Annotated in this window: 11 protein-coding genes; 4 read left to right on the plus strand and 7 right to left on the minus strand. The window is 73.4% G+C overall.

All coding sequences use genetic code 11. The features are described from left to right. The first annotated feature begins 345 nt into the window (after window positions 1-345). Window positions 346-1,797, plus strand: a complete 1,452-nt coding sequence (locus tag DWB77_RS38955; protein WP_246033578.1) for an NAD(P)/FAD-dependent oxidoreductase — start codon at window positions 346-348, stop codon at window positions 1,795-1,797. 47 nt (window positions 1,798-1,844) lie between these two features. Then, on the plus strand, window positions 1,845-2,552 hold the full coding sequence (locus DWB77_RS20160) for a GntR family transcriptional regulator (protein WP_120722575.1): 708 nt from the start codon (window positions 1,845-1,847) through the stop codon (window positions 2,550-2,552). Window positions 2,553-2,587: 35 nt separating this feature from the next. Here the strand turns inward: DWB77_RS20160 and DWB77_RS20165 are convergent, their stop codons facing one another. Continuing rightward, complete coding sequence (locus tag DWB77_RS20165) at window positions 2,588-3,454, minus strand: AraC family transcriptional regulator (RefSeq protein ID WP_120722576.1); 867 nt, start codon at window positions 3,452-3,454, stop codon at window positions 2,588-2,590. Between the two features lie 217 nt (window positions 3,455-3,671). Here DWB77_RS20165 and DWB77_RS20170 point away from each other — a divergent pair, with 217 nt between their 5' ends. Beyond that, window positions 3,672-5,165: an alpha/beta hydrolase gene (locus DWB77_RS20170; protein ID WP_120722578.1), complete on the plus strand. Its 1,494-nt coding sequence runs from the start codon at window positions 3,672-3,674 to the stop codon at window positions 5,163-5,165. An 18-nt stretch (window positions 5,166-5,183) separates the two neighbouring features. On the opposite strand, the gene DWB77_RS20175 is transcribed toward DWB77_RS20170, so the two are convergent. From DWB77_RS20175 to DWB77_RS20190, 4 genes are all read right to left on the minus strand, one after another. Then, window positions 5,184-5,519 (minus strand): MerR family transcriptional regulator, encoded by a 336-nt coding sequence (locus DWB77_RS20175; protein ID WP_120722579.1) that lies wholly within the window; start codon window positions 5,517-5,519, stop codon window positions 5,184-5,186. Window positions 5,520-5,712: 193 nt separating this feature from the next. Next, entirely contained in the window at window positions 5,713-6,021 is a 309-nt protein-coding gene (locus DWB77_RS20180) for an SCO5918 family protein (RefSeq protein WP_120722580.1), read from the minus strand. Window positions 6,022-6,100: 79 nt separating this feature from the next. Further along, entirely contained in the window at window positions 6,101-7,606 is a 1,506-nt protein-coding gene (locus DWB77_RS20185) for a DEAD/DEAH box helicase (RefSeq protein ID WP_120722581.1), read from the minus strand. 355 nt (window positions 7,607-7,961) lie between these two features. After that, window positions 7,962-8,165, minus strand: coding sequence for a cold-shock protein (locus tag DWB77_RS20190; RefSeq protein WP_120722582.1), 204 nt, complete (start codon window positions 8,163-8,165; stop codon window positions 7,962-7,964). 351 nt (window positions 8,166-8,516) lie between these two features. On the opposite strand from DWB77_RS20190, the gene DWB77_RS20195 reads away from it, so the two are divergent. Then, a complete protein-coding gene (locus DWB77_RS20195) occupies window positions 8,517-11,687 on the plus strand; it encodes an ATP-binding protein (protein ID WP_120722583.1) in 3,171 nt (1,056 codons plus the stop codon). Here DWB77_RS20195 and DWB77_RS20200 read toward each other — a convergent pair. After that, a complete protein-coding gene (locus DWB77_RS20200; RefSeq protein ID WP_120722584.1) occupies window positions 11,665-12,459 on the minus strand; it encodes an ABC transporter permease in 795 nt (264 codons plus the stop codon). The two genes, DWB77_RS20195 and DWB77_RS20200, sit on opposite strands and share 23 nt — an antisense overlap. After that, entirely contained in the window at window positions 12,456-13,460 is a 1,005-nt protein-coding gene (locus DWB77_RS20205) for an ABC transporter ATP-binding protein (protein WP_120728005.1), read from the minus strand. Before DWB77_RS20205 ends, DWB77_RS20200 begins: the two co-directional genes overlap by 4 nt. Window positions 13,461-13,830: the final 370 nt, after the last annotated feature.

A 13,830-nucleotide genomic window follows, 5' to 3' on the forward strand; every position in this document is an offset into this window, starting at 1 on the left:
GCGCCAGCACGGTCTGCGGGCGAAGGCGGGGACGCCGGTCCGGCCGAGGTCTCGGAGGGCCGGGGCTGCAACGCCGCTAGGGGCGCGGGGAACTGCGCGAGTGCGCCAGCACGGTCCGCAGACGGAGGCGGGGACGCCGGTCCGGCTGAGGCCTCGGAGGGCCGGGGCTCCAGCCCCGCTAGGGGCGCGGGGAACTGCGCGGGTGCGCCAGCACGGTCCGCAGACGAAGGCGAAGGCGGGGACGCCGGTCCGGCTGAGGCCTTGGAGGGCCGGGGCTCCAGCCCCGCTAGGGGCGCGGGGAACTGCGCGAGCGGCCCCGTACGGTCCGCAGGGGAGTACGACCTCGTGGTCGTGGGGGGCGGGCCCGCCGGGGTCGTGGGGGCCGCCACCGCAGCCGAGCTGGGGCTGCGGGTCGCCGTCGTGGACCTGGGTCCACACGTCGGCGGCCAGTTCTACCGAACCCCCGCCGCCGAACTCAACGCCACCCGCCCGGACGCCCTGCACCACGACTGGCCCACCTTCGAAAGGTGGCACGAGCGGATGGACGCCCCCCGCGTCACACGCCTCGCCCGGCACCACGTCTGGGCGATCGAGCGCCACGCCGAGCAGGAGTGGACGGTCCACGCCGTCACCGGCGCCGACGGCAACGACACGCGCCCGGTACGGATACCGGCCCGGGCCGTGCTGCTCGCCACCGGCGCGTACGAGCGTCAACTCCCCTTCAAGGGTTGGACGTTGCCCGGTGTCGTCGGGGCCGGCGGGGCGCAGGCCATGCTCAAGGGCGGGCTCGTGCTGCCCGGGAAGCGGGTCGTCGTCGCGGGAAGCGGACCGCTGCTGCTCGCCGTGGCCTCCTCACTCGCCGAGGCCGGCGCCGACGTTCCGGCCGTCATCGAGGCGTCCGGCTACCTCGGTTACGCCCGGCACCCCCGCACGCTCGCCACCAACCCGCACAAGCTCATCGAGGCCGCCACGCACGGCACGACGCTGCTGCGCCACCGGGTGCCGCTGCGCACCCGCAGCGCGGTCACCGAGGTGCACGGCGCGGAACGCGTCGAGGCCGTCACCGTCACGCGGCTCGACGAGCGGTGGCGGCCGGTGCCGGGCACGTGGCGCGAGATCGCCTGCGACGCGCTGGCCGTCGGTCACGGACTGGTCCCCGCGATCGAGCTCGCCACCACCCTCGGCTGCGCCACCCGCGTCACCCCCGACCACACCCTCGCCCTCGCCCTGGACACCCGCCAGGAGACCTCGGTGCGCGGACTGTGGGCGGCGGGCGAGCCCGGGGGAGTGGGCGGGGTCCAAATGGCCCTCGCGGAAGGGGAGTTGGCGGCACGCGCCATCGCCGCCCGGCTGGGTGCGTACCCGGGCCCGGGTGGGCGCGTGCGGCGGTTGCGGTCCCGCCGCACCCGGCTGCGTACGTTCGCCGAAGCGATGGCCGCCCTGCACGCGCCGGGACCCGGCTGGAGCGAGTGGCTCGGCGACGACACCGAGGTGTGCCGCTGCGAGGAGGTCACGGCGGGCGCCATCCGCGAGGCCGTGCGCGAGCAGGGCGCCCGCGACGCCCGTACGGTCAAACTCCTCACCCGGGCCGGCATGGGCTGGTGCCAGGGCCGCACCTGTGGAGCGGCGGTGGCGTGTCTGGCCGGAGACGGCCAACCACCCGCGCAGCGGCGCCCGTTCGCGGTGCCGGTCCCGCTCGGAGCCCTCGCCGCCCTGGCGCCGGCGGCGCCCGAGGACCCACCCCTCGCCGCCCCGGCCCCGGCGGCCGCCGTCACACCGGAGGAGTCCCAAACGTAACGTGACATTGTACTCTGGGTCTCCGCTCGGTACGGAGGAACAGCAGCATGGGACACCTGAAGCAGAGCAAGGTCATCACCACCACCGAGCGGCTGCGCGACCAGGTCGCCCACGCGCTGCGTGCGGCGCTGATCTCCGGTGAACTGCGCCCCGGCCAGGTCTACTCGGCGCCCGGCCTCGCCGAGGACTTCGGCATCTCCGCGACCCCCGTGCGCGAGGCCATGCTCGACCTCGCGCGCGAAGGCCTCGTGGAGCCGGTCCGCAACAAGGGCTTCCGGGTCACCGAGGTCAACGAGCGCGACCTCGACCAGTACACCGAGATCCGCGCACTGATCGAGGTCCCGATGATCGGCCGGATCACCCGCTCCGCGGACCGCGCCGACCTGGAGGCGCTGCGGCCGGTCGCCGAGGAGATCGTGCGCGCGGCCCGCGACCACGACCTCATCGGCTATCTGGAGGCCGACCGCCGCTTCCATCTGTCCCTGCTCGCCCTGTCGGGCAACGAGCGCCTCGTGGAGACCGTCGGCGACCTGCGCAAGCGGTCCCGCCTGTACGGTCTGACCGCCCTGGACCAGCGGGACGAGCTGATCCCGTCCGCCGAGGAGCACATCGAACTCCTCGACCTGATGCTGGCCGGGGACGCCCGGGGCGCCGAGAAGTGCATGACCCGCCACCTCGGCCACGTCCGCTCGCTGTGGGCGAGGAGCGAGGCCGCCGACGCCAAGCCCAAGCGCCGCCTGGGCGCGAGCCGCTGAACGCTCACCCCCGGAGCCGCTGAACGCTCCCCCCGCTAGGGCTCCGCGCGCTCGACCGGGATCCACAGCGCCGCGTCCGTGGCGTCGCCGACCTCCGCCGGGCGGGTGCGCAGGATCTCCGGCCCCGGACGGCTCCGGTAGGGGTTGGACGGGAACCACTGCGTGAACACGTCCCGCCACAGCTCCTGGAGCGCCTGCGGGTAGGGCCCGGTGTTCTCGAAGACCGCCCAGGTGCCCGCGGGCACGAACAGGGCGTCCAGGTCCTCGGGCGGCTCCTGCCCGCTCAACGCGGCGTGCCAGTAGTCCAGTTGGGTCCCCTCGGCCCGGCTCGGGTCCAGGCCGTCGCAGGCCGAGACGATGCCCTCGGGCTCCTGGTCGGACAGCTGGTGGACCCGGAGCGAGATGTCCTGCCCGATGCTCTGGACGAACGCGGCGATCGTCGGGTTCACCCCCTCGTGCACGAGCGGAACCCGCGCCTTCCTGCCCACCAAGTGGAACGCTTCCTTCTCCACGACCCGGTACCGCATGCTGGTGCTCCCTTCGACGACGAGACGGAAGGACATCCGGGGCTGGGACCGCAGGGCCGCGCCGGTGCGCCGCGCCTCGCCGGGGCCGACGCCGTGCACGGCACGGAACGCCCGCGCGAACGCCTCCCCCGACGTGTAGCCGTAGCGGACCGCCACATCGAGCAGCGTGCCGGTCCCGGCGAGCACCTCGGCGCCCGCGACGGTCAGCCGTCGGCGCCGCACGTACTCCGACAGGGGCATCCCGGCGAGCGCGGAGAACAGCCGCCGCAAGTGGTACTCCGACGTCATCGCGGTGCGAGCCAGCTCGCCCACGTCGATCTCCCCGTCGAGGCACTCCTCGATCCGGTCCATGGCCTCGTTGAGCCGCTTCAGCATTCCCGGCCCCCCTTCCTTCCTTACGCCCTCCACGCTAGGAGCGCCCCGCCCCGCTCCACCCGACATTCTGTGCCCGCTCCTGTCGTATCCCGGCGGCGGCCACGGTGAGCGGGTCCGCGCCGGTCAACACGCTTGATCGGTACGGGGGTTAGCCCCCGGCGGGCGGGCCGGGGCAGCCGGATGGTTTCGGTCGCGCACCACGACGAGGCTGGGGCGCATGACGAACTTCCTTCAGCGTGCGGCGCTGGTGCCCCTGTCCGGCGCGGCCCTGGCCGCCACCCTCCTGAACCCGGCGGCCGAGGCCGCTTCCCCTGCCGCCGGACCCGCCCTGGCCTGGCACGCCTGCGCCAAGGCCGGGGGTCCCCTCGACCAGGAGTGCGCCGATCTGTCCGTCCCGCTCGACTACGGCGACCCGGCCGGGCCCCGGCTCACCCTCGCCGTGTCCCGGGTGCGCAGCGACCGTCCCGAGGCGCGGCGCGGCACCCTCGCGGTGATACCGGGCGGCCCCGGCGGCTCCGGGGTGCAGCGCCTGACCCAGAAGGGCGAGGCGCTGCGCAAGGAGACCAAGGGCGCGTACGACCTGGTCGCCTTCGATCCGCGCGGGGTGGGCGGCAGCACCCGGGCGAGCTGCCGACTGGCGCCCGACGACCGGAGATTGGTGAACCTGCGGCCCTGGCCGGACGCGGACGGCGCCATCACCGACAACGTCGCGCGGGCCCGCCGCACCGCAACGGAGTGCGCCGGCAACGGCGGCGCGGTCCTGCGCAGCTTCAGCACCGCCAACGAGGTGCGCGACCTGGACCTGCTGCGCCGGGCGCTGGGCGAGCGGAAACTGTCGGCCTGGGGCACCTCGTACGGAACGTATGTGGGCGCCCAGTACGCGCAGAAGTTCCCCGGCCGCACCGACCGCTTCGTGCTCGACAGCAGCGGGGACCCGGACCCCTCGCGCGTCGAGCGGGGCTGGCTCGCCAACATGGCCCAGGGCGTGGACGACCGCTTCCCCGACTTCGCGGCCTGGGCCGCCGACCCGGCACGCGGTGCGCTGCGGCTCGCCGAACGCGCAGATGGCGTAAGGCCGTTCTTCCTCGACCTGGCCGCACGGCTCGACCGCGCGCCCAAGGCGTCCACCACGCCGGGCGTCCCGCTCACCGGCAACGTGCTGCGCCAGGCCCTCCAGAACGCGCTGGTCGAGGACGCCGCGTTCCCGCAGCTCGCGCGGCTGATCGAGGAGGCCCGGGACCCGGCCGCGGTGCCGGTGCTGCCGCCTGCTCTCGCGGGCCCGCTGCCCGACGAGGACGCGGCGGTGATGCTCGGCGTGCTGTGCAACGACGTGACCTGGCCGTCGTCGATGGCCGCCTACCAGAGCGCGGTGAGCGCCGACCGGGCCCGGCACCCGCTGACGGCCGGGATGCCCGTGAACGTCACGCCGTGCTCGTTCTGGAAGGACGCCCCCGCGCACAAGCCGACCCGGATCACCGACGAGGGACCGTCCAACGTCCTGATGATCCAGAACCTGCGGGATCCCGCGGTGCCGTACTCCGGCGCCCTCAAGATGCGCGCCGCGTTCGGCGACCGGGCCCGCCTGGTCAGCGTCGACCACGGCGGCCACGGCGTCTATCTGGCCAACGGCAACACATGCGGCGACCGCGCGGTCACCCGCTTCCTGACCACGGGCGAGCGGCCGGGGCGCGATCTGTACTGCGCCGCGTGAGGAGGCCGGCGGCCGGGCTCAGTGAGCGCGGTCGCCGTTGCCGGCCGCGCTGCGGTACCGCTCGTTGAGGCGCTGGGCCTCCTCCAGTTGGTCCTCCAGGATCACGATGCGACAGGCCGCTTCGACGGGGGTGCCCTGGTCGACGAGTTCGCGGGCGCGGGCGGCGATCCTCAGTTGGTAGCGGGAGTAACGCCGGTGGCCGCCTTCGGAGCGCAACGGAGTGATCAGCCGGGCCTCGCCGAGGGCACGCAGGAAGCCCGGGGTCGTGCCGATCATCTCGGCGGCGCGGCCCATCGTGTAGGCCGGGTAGTCGTCGTCGTCCAGCCGGTCACTGAGCGGGCGGTCTGCTGTCATGTCACCTCTTGCGCAACGCGTCCAAGGACCCCGGACGTGCGGGGACCGGAGTTCCGAGGGGAAATTCAACACCATCGGTCCCTCCGGCCGTCGCGCCGACCCGGTCAGGGCGGTGCGCGGCCCCGTACGACAAGGGCCCCGCCGGTGTCGGCGGGGCCCTCGTCGTGGTCGCGGTGCGGTGGTCCGCCCGGCCCTAGGCGAGCGTGGTCGCGCCGAACAGCGCGGACGCCTCCTGCATCGGGGTCAGGGGGCGGACGGGCGCGGCCTGGGAGATTCCCTGGCAGGTGAAGCCCAGACGGGTCATGGCCCGGGTCACCTCCTGCGCGCTGAAGTCGCGCCGGTCCTGGCGGGTGATGACCTCGCCGACCTGCTTGACCGGGTAGTGACGGCGTCCGATGAGCACGGACTCACCCACGACGGGCTCGGGCTTGATGCCCTTCATCGAGGCCACCACCCCGCTCTTGGAGAGGTCGAACGGGAAGCGGGCGATGACGCAGCGCATGATGCCTCACAAGGCTCGGGGGGTGGACCGACCGGGATGTCCCGGTCGGCGGAAGGGCGGAAGGGCCCGAAGCGAATGGTCAGGCGACGGCGGTGCCGGACTGGCGGGATTCCGTGCTGCGGGCGGCGGGGCGCCCGGAGCGCTGGCCCGGGCGGCCGCGACGGCCACGCGACGAGGCCGAGGGGCCGCGCCGGGACCGCTCCACGACCGGGGCGCTGATGGTGACCGGGATGCCGGAGGGGGTCTGGGCGCCGGTGATGCGCGTCAGCTCCTCGTCGCCGGAGCTGACCTGGGTGGTCTGCGGCACGATGCGGGCGCTGACCATGAGACGGCTCATCTCGCGGCGCTGGTTGGGCGTGACGAGGGTGACGACGCTGCCGGACTCGCCGGCCCGGGCGGTACGGCCGCCACGGTGCAGGTAGTCCTTGTGGTCGGTCGGCGGGTCCACGTTCACCACGAGGTCGAGGTTGTCGACGTGGATGCCGCGCGCGGCGACATTGGTGGCGACGAGCACCGACACGTCACCGGTCTTGAACTGCGCCAGCGTGCGCGTGCGCTGCGGCTGCGACTTCCCGCCGTGCAGCGCCGCGGCCCGCACCCCGCTGTGCAACAGGTGCTTGGTCAGCTGGTCCACGGCGTGCTTGGTGTCCAGGAACATGATCACCCGGCCGTCGCGGGCGGCGATCTCCGTGGTCGTGGCGTACTTGTCGGCGCTCTGCACGTGCAGCACGTGGTGCTCCATCGTGGTCACCGCACCCGCCGACGGGTCCACCGAGTGCACCACCGGGTCGCTCAGGTACCGGCGCACCAACAGGTCCACATTGCGGTCCAGGGTCGCCGAGAACAGCATCCGCTGACCCCCGGGGCGCACCTGGTCAAGAAGCTCGGTGACCTGCGGCATGAAGCCCATGTCGGCCATCTGGTCGGCCTCGTCCAGGACCGTGATGTCCACCTGGTCCAGACGGCAGTCACGGCGCTCGATCAGGTCCTTCAGCCGGCCCGGGGTCGCCACCACGACCTCCGCGCCGGAACGCAGCGCACCGGCCTGCCGCCCGATCGACATGCCACCCACCACGGTCGCCATCCGCAGCCGCAACGCACGCGCATACGGCGTCAACGCGTCCGTGACCTGCTGCGCCAGCTCACGCGTCGGCACCAGGACGAGGGCGAGGGGCTGGCGGGGCTCGGCGCGGCGGCCCGCGGTGCGGGTCAGCATCGCCAGGCCGAAGGCGAGGGTCTTGCCGGAGCCGGTGCGGCCACGGCCAAGGACGTCACGGCCGGCCAGCGAGTTCGGCAGGGTGGCGCCCTGGATGGGGAACGGGACGCTCAGGCCCTGCTGGGCGAGCTCGGCCAACAGGCCGGGGGCCAGCGCGAGTTCGGCGAAGGTCTCGACGGCGGGCAGCGGCGGTGTGACGGTCACGGGGAGGGCGAACTCGCCCTGCGGCGCGGACGACCGGCGGCCGTAGCCGCCCGAACGGCCCGAGGAGCCGGAGCCACCGAAGCGGCTGCCGCCGCGGGGGGAGCCGGAGGAGGAGCCCCCGGTGCGCGTGCGGGAGAAACGGTCGTTCGTACGGGTGCGGTTCATGCGGAACCTTCCTTGATGCGGCGCGTATCAAGGAATTCCCGGAAGAACGAATGCTGGGGGGAATCGCAAGAACGAGCCGGACGGATGCGAAAACGCATCGTGCCGAATTCAGAATTCGGGGAGCGTCGCCGGAATGAGATGCTGAGAAAATCCCGGGCGGCCGCCGTGCGCGGCCCGTGCCATGGGGTGAGGGCCGGTCTGTCCGGCCGGGCACGTCTGGAATCCGGGGTGGTGCGGGTGTGTGCAGCCGCCGGTGGAGTGCTCACGGCGGGCCGGGCGCGAGGCGCCCGAAAACAAGACCAGCTGGGGCCCGCACCCCAAGGTGCGGGCCCCAGCTGCGAAGTGCGTGACAGCGTCAGGCCGGAACGATGTTCTCGGCGGTCGGGCCCTTCTGGCCCTGCGCGATGTCGAAGTTGACCTTCTGGCCTTCCTGAAGCTCACGGAAGCCCTGGGCGGCGATGTTCGAGTAGTGGGCGAACACGTCCGGGCCGCCACCGTCCTGCTCGATGAAGCCGAAGCCCTTTTCAGCGTTGAACCACTTCACGGTACCAGCAGACATATTGATCTCCTTCGGGGCATTGCCCGGGAGCCCGCACCGTGCGAACTCCACGTCACTGTGATGATTGCCCCGATGGGAACCACAACTGCAACTGATAACGACAGTAGCACGGAGCAATCGCCGAAGCACGGCCAATAATCGCGCTCCGCCAGTCGCGGAAGAAATTCTAATGGGGGCGTCACATCCATTTCTCCGGCGGCGGTGACAGATATTCTGCGTACGAAAAGGGGGGCGCGGCCCGGCCCGGCAGCGCTGGCCGGGGACGGGTTGCGAGGTCAGAGGGGCGCGGGGTGCGAGGGCGGGGGCCGACGCGCGGGGTGCGGGCGGACGTGCGCTGACTACTCTGCACGGGTGACCACCGAGTTGACCTTGCTTACGCGCGTCGCCTACCGCGGCCAGGAGGTGACCGCGCCCCGGCTGCGCGGACTCCTCGCGCTGCTCGCCGAAGACCTGCGGGCCGGATGCAGCACCGGGCGGCTCGTGGAGGGGCTGTGGGACGACGAGCTGCCGGAACGGCCCGGCAAGGCGGTGCAGGTACTGGTGTCGCGGGTGCGCTCGCAGCTCGGCCCCGAGGTGATCGCCAGCACTCCGGCCGGCTACCGCATCGCCCTCGCCGAGGACCAGGTCGACAGCTCCGCCCTGCTGCTGCACGCGGCGGCCGCCGAGGCGCGCGCCCGGGCCGGCGAGCACGGTGCGGCGCTGGCCGAGGCGGAGGCCGGGCTCGCCCTGTGGGACGGCGTCGTCGCCAGCGGTGACGGCGAGGACCTGCGGGACCCGGTCGCCGCGCTGCGCCTGGCCCGGGCCGGCGCCCACCGCTCGCTGGCCCGCTCCCGCGCCCTCGCTCTCGCCCGGCTGGGCCGCAAGGCCGACGCGGTGCGCCCGCTGGCCCAGCTCGCCCGTGAACTGCCGCGCGACGAGGAGGTGTTGGCGGAGCTGCTGCGCTGCGAGGCCGCCACGGCCGGGCCCGCCGCCGCCCTCACCCGCTACGACCTCTACCGCCGGGCCCTGCGCGACGAGCTCGGCGCCGACCCCGGACCCCAACTCGCCGCGCTCCACCGGGAGTTGCTGCGCGGCGAGGCCCCGCTGGTGCGCCACGGCGTGCTGCACGAGCCGAACCCGCTGCTCGGCCGGGACGACGACCTCGCGGCGATCGCCGGGCTACTGCATACCGCGCGGGTCGTCACCGTCGTCGGGCCCGGCGGGCTCGGCAAGACCCGGCTCGCCCACGCGGTGGGCCGCGCCGCCGAACAGCGGGTGGTGCACTTCGTGCCGCTGGCCGGTGTCACCTCCGACGACGACGTGGCCACCGAGGTCGCCTCGGTGCTCGGCGCGGGCGCGGCACGGGGGCTGCCCGGCCCCGCCGGGATCATCGCGGGCATCGTCGGCGCGCTCGGCCCGGGCCCCGCGCTTTTGGTGCTCGACAACTGCGAGCACGTCATCCGGGGCGCGGCCGAACTGGTGCGGGCCCTGGTGGCGGGCTCCAAGGAACTGCGGATCCTCGCCACCAGCCGGGCGCCGCTCGGGCTGACCTCCGAGTCCGTGTACGCGCTGGGGGAGCTCGGCCTCGTATCCACCGTGGAACTGTTCCGCCAGCGGGCGCGGGCCGCGCGGCCCGACGCGGAGCTGCCCGAGGGGGCGGTCCAGGAACTCTGCCGCCAGCTCGACGGTCTGCCGCTCGCGGTCGAGCTGGCCGCGGCGCGGGTGCGGGTCCTTTCGGTGCCCGAGATCGCCCGGCGGCTTCGGGACCGTTTCGCGCTGCTGCGCGGCGGCGGGCGGGACGTGCCCGAGCGGCACCGCACGCTGCGGGCGGTCGTGGAGTGGAGCTGGAACCTGCTCGAACCGGAGGCGCAGGCGGCCCTGCGGGTCCTTTCGGTGTTCCCCGGCGGGTTCACCGAGGACGCGGCCGAGCATGTGCTCGGCGACCAGGACGCGCTGTTCCTCCTGGAGCAGCTCGCCGACCAGTCGCTGATCAAGGCGGCCGACACCCACTCCGGGGTGCGCTTCCACATGCTGGAGACGGTGCGCGAGTTCAGCGCCGCCCGCCGCGCCGAGGCCGCCGAGGAGGATGCCGTCACCGGACGCTTCCTCGCCTGGGCGCGGGACTTCGGCCGGGTCCACCACGACGCGCTGTTCAGCGCGGACTCGCTGCGGTCCTGGGAGCTGGCCCGCAGGGAGCAGGACAATCTGGTGCTGGCGCTGCGGTACGCGCTGGCCCGCGACGACGGGCCCACCCTGGCGGGTCTGACCGCGGTGCTCGCCTCGCTGTGGGCGACCGACTCCAACTACAGCCGCCTCACCGGTCTGGCCGCCGACACCGCGGGCCCCCTCTCGCACTTCCGGCCCGGCCCCGATGACATCGAGCCCGCCCGCAGCGCGGCCGTGGTGTGCACGCTGAGCCTCTTCATGGGCTACGGGCCGCACGCCGTACGGCAGTTGGTGACCCTGCGCCGGTTGCCGACCGCCGAACCGGACACCCTGCTGCGCGCCCTGGACGCGGTGCTGCGCGTCCTGCCCGAGGTGCGGCCGCCGCACTACGCCAGGCTGCGGGAGCTGTGCGAGGCCGAGAACGCGGTGCTCGCGGGCGTCGCCGAGTGCTTCGCCAGCTATGTGTGGGAGTTCGAGCGCGATGTGGACCGCGCCCTGGACTCGGCGCGCCGCAGCGTGGCCGCCCTGACCTCGCTTGGCAACCCGGCCACCGAGATGCTCGCCCACGGCCGCGTCAGCGAGCTGTGCCTCCAGACCGAGCGGGGCGAGGAGGCGTACCGGCATCTGCTGGCCGCCCTCGACGTCCTGGAGCGGACCGGGGACTGGTCGGACGCGGCGGGCTGGTACGACACGGCGGGGGTGCGCTGGGCGTTGGTCCTCGCCTGCATCCAGCGCGGCGAGCTCGAAGAGGCCGAGCGGTGGCTGGAGTTGGCGGGCCTCGAACAGCCCCCGGAGTCGTCCCGGGTCTTCAGCCCGGAGCTGGGCTCGCGCGCGGAGATCGCGCTGCTGCGGGGCCTGACCGAAGTGGGGCTCGGCCTGTGGCGGCAGGCGGTGGCGCAGTTGCGCGAGGCCGATGTGCTGTATCCCGACGACCCGTTCATGGCGGCCTGGTCCCGGCAGATCCAGGCGACCGCTCTCGCCGCCCACGCCCGGCACGGCCGCCTGGAGCCGGTCGCGGACCTCGCGGCCGAACTGCGCTCCGCGGCACTGGAGTTGCTGACGCCGGCGGGCGAGGAGCACAGCCCCGCCGAGCTTCCGGTGTCCGGCACGGTCCTGCTCGCGGTCGGCATGGCCGAGCTGGCGGGCGGCCGGTCCTCGGGCGTACGGCTGCTGGCGCTCGCGGAGCGGATGCGGGTGCACCGCGACTTCCCGACGATGTCCGCCGCCCGGGCCCGCGCGTTCGCCGAGGACGCCGGGGACGCCGACGGGGCGGCGTACGCCGACGCGGTGTCGGAATACGCCGCCCTGGGGCGCGACGAGCTGGCGGCGGCCGCCGTGCTGGTGCTGCGCGGCATCAGCGCTGGGGATCGCGGTTGAACCGGGCCTTCGACCAGAAGTAGCCGAGCACGGTCAGGCCGACGGCCCAGGCGATCGCGAGCCAGGCGTTGTCGCCGATCTCCGTGCCGAGCAGCAGACCGCGCAGGGTCTCGATGGCCGGGGTGAACGGCTGGTACTGGGCGATCGGCTGGAACCAGCCCGGCATCGAGTGCAGCGGCACGAACGCGCTGGACAGCAGCGGCAGCAGCACCAGCGGCATCGCGTTGTTGCTGGCGGCCTCGACGTTGGGGCTGATGAGGCCCATGCCGACGGCGATCCAGGTGAGCGAGAGGGAGAAGAGCACCAGCAGTCCGAAGGCCGCGAACCACTCCAGGACGGTGGCGTCGGTGGAGCGGAAGCCGATGGCCACCCCGATGGCGCCGACGACGACCACACTGAGGATCGACTGGAGGACGCTGCCGATGACATGGCCGACGATCACCGACCCGCGGTGGATCGCCATGGTGCGGAAGCGGGCGATGATGCCCTCGGTCATGTCGTTGGAGACGGAGATCGCGGTGCCGACGACCGTGCTGCCGACGGTCATGAGCAGCAGCCCGGGGACGATGTAGGCGATGTACTTGGCGCGGTCCGGGCCGCCGCCCGCGATGCCCATGCTCATGGTGTCGCCGAAGATGTAGACGAAGAGCAGCAGCAGCATGATCGGCGTGAGCAGCAGGTTCAGGGTGAGCGAGGGGTAGCGCCGGGCGTGCAGCAGGTTGCGGCGCAGCATGGTCGAGGTGTCGCGGACGGCGAGGGACAGCGAGCTCATCGGACGTTCTCCTTCAGCGCGGTGGCGGCCGTGGTGACCGTGGCGGGGGTGGTGGGGGCGGCAGGGCTGGTGGGGCTGGTGAGGGCGAAGAAGACGTCGTCGAGGTCCGGGGTGTGCACGGTCAGCTCGTCGGCCTCGATGGAGGCGGCGTCCAGCCAGTCGAGGATGGCGCGCAGTTCGCGCTGGCTTCCGCCGCTCGGGATCTGGAGCGACAGCGACTCGTCGTCGCGGGTCGCCTCGCGCAGGGCGACCGCCGCGCTCTCGTACGCCCGCGGCTCGTCGAAGCGGAGCCGGACGTGGCCGCCGGGGACGAGCCGCTTGAGCTCGCTCGCGGTGCCCTGGGCGACGAGCTTGCCGCCGTTCAACACCGCGATGCTGTCGGCGAGTTGATCGGCTTCGTCGAGGTACTGGGTGGTGAGCAGCACGGTCACGCCGCCCGAGACCAGGCCCCGGATGATGTTCCACATGGTGTGCCGGCTGCGCGGGTCGAGGCCGGTGGTCGGCTCGTCGAGGAAGATGATCCGGGGGTCGCCGACCAGCGTCATGGCGATGTCGAGACGCCGCTTCATGCCGCCGGAGTAGGTGGAGGCGGGCTTCTTCGCGGCGTCGGTCAGGTCGAAGCGTTCCAGGAGCTCGGCGGCGACCCGGCGGCCCTCGCGGCGCGACAGGTGGTGCAGATCGGCCATGAGCAGCATGTTCTCCTCGCCGGTGATCAGACCGTCGACGGCGGAGAACTGTCCGGTGACCCCGATGGCGGCCCGTACCGCCTGGGCGTCGGTGGCGAGGTCGTGGCCGCCGACCCGCAGCTCGCCGGCGTCGGCGGAGATCAGGGTGGAGAGGATCTGCACGGCGGTGGTCTTGCCGGCGCCGTTCGGCCCGAGCAGCGCGAAGATGCTGCCCGCCGGGACGTGCAGGTCGATGCCGTCCAGGACCGTCTTGTCCCCGAAGGACTTGCGAAGCCCGGTGGCCTCGATCGCGAGTTGGTTCGTCGATGTCTTCATGCCGCAGAGCGTGCGGGTGGACGCATTCACGGCGGTTTCAGCGGGGTTTCAGTGGGCGGGGGTGGTTGTTCCACCGCGGCCCGGTGGGGCTTGTTCGCGCGGTTCCCCGCGCCCCTGGGGGGGTGGAGGTACCCGGTTGGGGGTGGGGCGCCCGGGGTTGCCGGGGGCCCTGTTGGGTGGCTGTGCCGCGTCAGGGGCGCGGGGAACTGCGCGGCCAGGCACGCACGGTCTGCGGACGGCGTGCGGTCGCGTCAGGCGGTTGTTCCACCGCGGCCCGGTGGGGCTTGTTCGCGCGGTTCCCCGCGCCCCTGGGGGGGGTGGAGGTACCCGGTTGGGGGTGGGGCGCCCGGGGTTGCCGGGGGCCCTGTTG

Origin of the sequence: Streptomyces hundungensis (genome assembly GCF_003627815.1) — a bacterium.
GTDB classification, from domain to species: Bacteria; Actinomycetota; Actinomycetes; order Streptomycetales; family Streptomycetaceae; genus Streptomyces; species Streptomyces hundungensis_A.

Coding starts and splice junctions, on each gene's coding strand:
- DWB77_RS20160 (WP_120722575.1), top strand. CDS start 1,845: ATGGGACACCTGAAGCAGAGCAAGGTCATCACCACCACCGAGCGGCTG.
- DWB77_RS20180 (WP_120722580.1), bottom strand. CDS start 6,021: ATGCGCTGCGTCATCGCCCGCTTCCCGTTCGACCTCTCCAAGAGCGGG.
- DWB77_RS20175 (WP_120722579.1), bottom strand. CDS start 5,519: ATGACAGCAGACCGCCCGCTCAGTGACCGGCTGGACGACGACGACTAC.
- DWB77_RS20200 (WP_120722584.1), bottom strand. CDS start 12,459: ATGAGCTCGCTGTCCCTCGCCGTCCGCGACACCTCGACCATGCTGCGC.
- DWB77_RS20205 (WP_120728005.1), bottom strand. CDS start 13,460: ATGAAGACATCGACGAACCAACTCGCGATCGAGGCCACCGGGCTTCGC.
- DWB77_RS20185 (WP_120722581.1), bottom strand. CDS start 7,606: ATGAACCGCACCCGTACGAACGACCGTTTCTCCCGCACGCGCACCGGG.
- DWB77_RS20190 (WP_120722582.1), bottom strand. CDS start 8,165: ATGTCTGCTGGTACCGTGAAGTGGTTCAACGCTGAAAAGGGCTTCGGC.
- DWB77_RS20170 (WP_120722578.1), top strand. CDS start 3,672: ATGACGAACTTCCTTCAGCGTGCGGCGCTGGTGCCCCTGTCCGGCGCG.
- DWB77_RS20165 (WP_120722576.1), bottom strand. CDS start 3,454: ATGCTGAAGCGGCTCAACGAGGCCATGGACCGGATCGAGGAGTGCCTC.